This is a genomic window from Nodularia sp. UHCC 0506, from assembly GCF_034931045.1.
Lineage (GTDB): Bacteria > Cyanobacteriota > Cyanobacteriia > Cyanobacteriales > Nostocaceae > Nodularia.
The window spans coordinates 1-3,294 of the sequence record NZ_JAYGHH010000031.1 but is presented as its reverse complement, the minus strand read 5'-3'; the positions used below and the strand labels follow the sequence as shown (position 1 = coordinate 3,294).

The 3,294-nt window shown below is 37.9% G+C and carries 2 protein-coding genes; both read left to right on the top strand.

Features of this window, described 5'->3' with window-relative positions:
• A partial coding sequence (locus VB654_RS16480) for a class I SAM-dependent DNA methyltransferase (RefSeq protein ID WP_323214866.1) occupies positions 1-2,037 on the top strand: 2,037 nt, incomplete at its 5' end.
• A gap of 298 nt (positions 2,038-2,335) precedes the next feature.
• On the top strand, positions 2,336-3,294 hold a 959-nt coding region (locus tag VB654_RS16475; protein WP_323214865.1), incomplete at its 3' end, for a restriction endonuclease subunit S.

Below are 3,294 nucleotides of genomic sequence, written 5' to 3'. Positions count from 1 at the left end.
GTTTCCTTTATTTGGTCAATTGCTGATGATTGTCTACGGGATGTCTACGTTAGAGGCAAATACCGAGATGTGATTCTGCCCATGTTTGTTTTGCGGCGGCTAGATTGTTTGCTGGAATCAACCAAAGCAGATGTACTGGAAGAAGTGCGCTTTCAAAGAGAAGAAGTCAAATTTGATGTGCTTGACCCGTCCGGTTTACAGTCAGCATCGGGTTATGTATTTTATAATATTTCTGACTGGACATTAAAGAAATTAGTCAAAACAACTGCTAATAATCGCCAAATTTTAAAAGCAAATTTTGAAGTTTATTTAGATGGGTTTAGCGATAACGTCAAAGAAATCATCAATAAATTTGAACTGCGTAACCAAATTGGGCGCATGGTGGAAGCTGATGTTTTACACGATGTTTTAGAGAAATTTACCTCCACCGAAATTAACCTGAGTCCCCATGAGATTGTAGACAGCAAAGGGGAGAAACTACCAGGGCTAAGTAACCTGGGAATGGGTTATGTATTTGAAGAATTAATCCGCAAATTTAACGAAGAAAATAACGAAGAAGCCGGGGAACACTTCACCCCCCGTGAAGTTATTAAATTGATGATTCATTTATTATTTATTCCCATTAAAGATGAAATTCCGCCAGTAATTACCGTTTATGATGGGGCTTGCGGTTCCGGGGGAATGCTAACAGAATCTCAAGGTTTTATCGAAGCCGCAGAAGGAGAAATTAATTCTCAGTCTCAGGTTTTATTGTATGGGAAAGAAGTCAACGGCGAAACCTATGCTATTTGTAAATCAGATATGATGATTAAGGGGAATGACCCAGAAAACATTAAGTTTGGTTCTACTTTAGCCACCGATGATTTTCCGGAAATGCGGTTTGATTTTATGCTGTCAAATCCGCCTTATGGTAAATCTTATAAATCTGACCAAAAATATATTTTAGATGGTAAAGAAGTTTTAGATCCTCGCTTTCAGGTGGAACTACAAAACTTTCAGGGACAATTAGAAACATTACCAGCAATTCCCCGTTCTTCTGATGGTCAATTGCTGTTTTTAATGGATATGGTGGGGAAAATGAAACCCCTAAATCAAAGTCCTTTGGGTAGCCGTATTGCTTCTATTCATAATGGTTCGGCTTTGTTTACTGGGGATGCGGGAAGCGGCGAAAGTAATATTAGACGATGGATTATTGAAAATGACTGGTTAGAATGTATTGTCGGCTTACCTTTGAATATGTTTTATAACACGGGTATTGCTACTTATATTTGGGTGCTTTCTAACCGGAAACCGGAAAAGCGTAGAGGCAAGGTACAATTAATTGATGCTACTGAATGGTATGGCAAGTTAAGAAAGAATTTAGGGAAGAAGAATTGTGAGTTAACGCCGGCAAATATTCAGCAAATTACGGAAACGTTTATCAGGTTTGAGGAAACAGCAGAGTCAAAGATTTTTGATAATGAAGATTTTGGTTATCATAAAATTACTGTGGAACGTCCTTTAAGGTTAAGTTTTCAAGTGACACCAGAACGAGTAGAGCAGTTTCGCAGTTTGGCTGATGATAAATTATATCCGGTTTTGGGGATATTACAGGATTTATTTGGGGATGAGGTTTATCAAGATTTTAATTTGGTTAAACAGAGGTTAGAAACAGCTTTGAAGGCAGAAGGATTTAAGTTAGCGGCTAAGGATTTGAAGTTGGTTTATGATACGTTTACGGAAAAAGATGAAACGGCGGAAGCTGTAATTAAGAAGAAAACGAAAGCGGGGATAGTTTATGAGTCTGATTCTGAGTTGCGCGATACTGAGAATGTGCCTTTAAAGGAAGATATTCAGGAGTATTTTAATAGGGAAGTTTTACCCCATGTCCCTGATGCTTGGATAGATTTTGAGAAGACTGTCCGGGGTTATGAAATTTCTTTTACTAAATATTTTTACAAGTTTCAGCCTTTGCGGAGTTTGGCTGATATTGCGGCGGATATTTTGGCTTTGGAAGCGGAGACGGAAGGAGTTTTAAAAGCTGTTATTGGCGTTTGAACCCCACCCCCAAACCCCTAAGCGCAAGCGAGGCTATACCGTGTACACACAAGTGATCTGATCCCCCTAAATCCCCTTTAAAAAGGGGGACTTTAAGAAAATTTCCCCCCTTCTCAAGGGGGGTTAGGGGGGATCGAAACGCTGTTAGGCAACTTGAGAAGACTTGTGTGTACAGCGTAGCGCAAGCGAGGAGGGGCTATGATATATGTTATTTAATGAGCAAGTATAAGCGGTTACAGGTTTTGCAAGGATATTCAACAGGCTTTTTATATTACTTTCTGGGTGCGGAGGTTGAAGGGTGAAGCGTTATCCACAGTATAAAGATTCGGGTGTAAATTGGTTGGGGGATATTCCTGAGCATTGGGAAGTTAAAAAGCTGAAGTATATAGCCCAAATAGTTTTAGGGAAAATGCTTCAAGGTAATTCTAGTGGTAATGATTATTTAAAACCTTATTTAAGGTCAGCAAATATTCAATGGAACAAACCTGATGTTTCTGACATAAAACAAATGTGGCTGACTAAAAACGAGATGAATTCGTATTTAGTAAAAAGCAAAGATATTTTAGTAAGTGAAGGTGGTGAAGTTGGACGAGCTTGTATTTGGAATAATGAAATTGAAGAATGTTATATACAAAATTCTGTACACAAAATAACTTGTACTCAGAAATATTCTGCTTTTTATATCTATTATCAGTTTTATATTATCGGTCAAAAAGGATATTTTGAGTCTATTGTAAATCGTGTCAGTATTGGTCACTTAACAAGAGAAAAATTAATAAACATCAAATTTATTATTCCCCCCCTATCTGAACAAAAAAAGATCGCTTGCTTCCTTGACAGCAAATTAGAAGAGATAGACAAGTTCATCAGCAACAAACAACGGCTGATAGAATTACTCAAAGAACAGAAAACCGCCATCATTAACCGTGCTGTTACCAAGGGACTCAACCCCCATGCACCGATGAAACCTTCTGGTATTGAGTGGTTAGGTGATATTCCAGCCCATTGGGAAACATTACCTCTTAAACATATTGCAAAAATTCAAACTGGAGTAACTCTCGGTAAAAGCTATATAACTGCATCTTTAGAAACAAGACCATATTTAAGAGTAGCTAATGTTCAGGATGGATACCTCGACCTTTCAGATATCAAAAATATAGACTTACCGAAAAATGAAGTTAATAGATATATTTTAAAAGCTGGTGATGTGCTAATGACTGAAGGAGGAGATGTTGACAAATTAGGAAGAGGCTATGT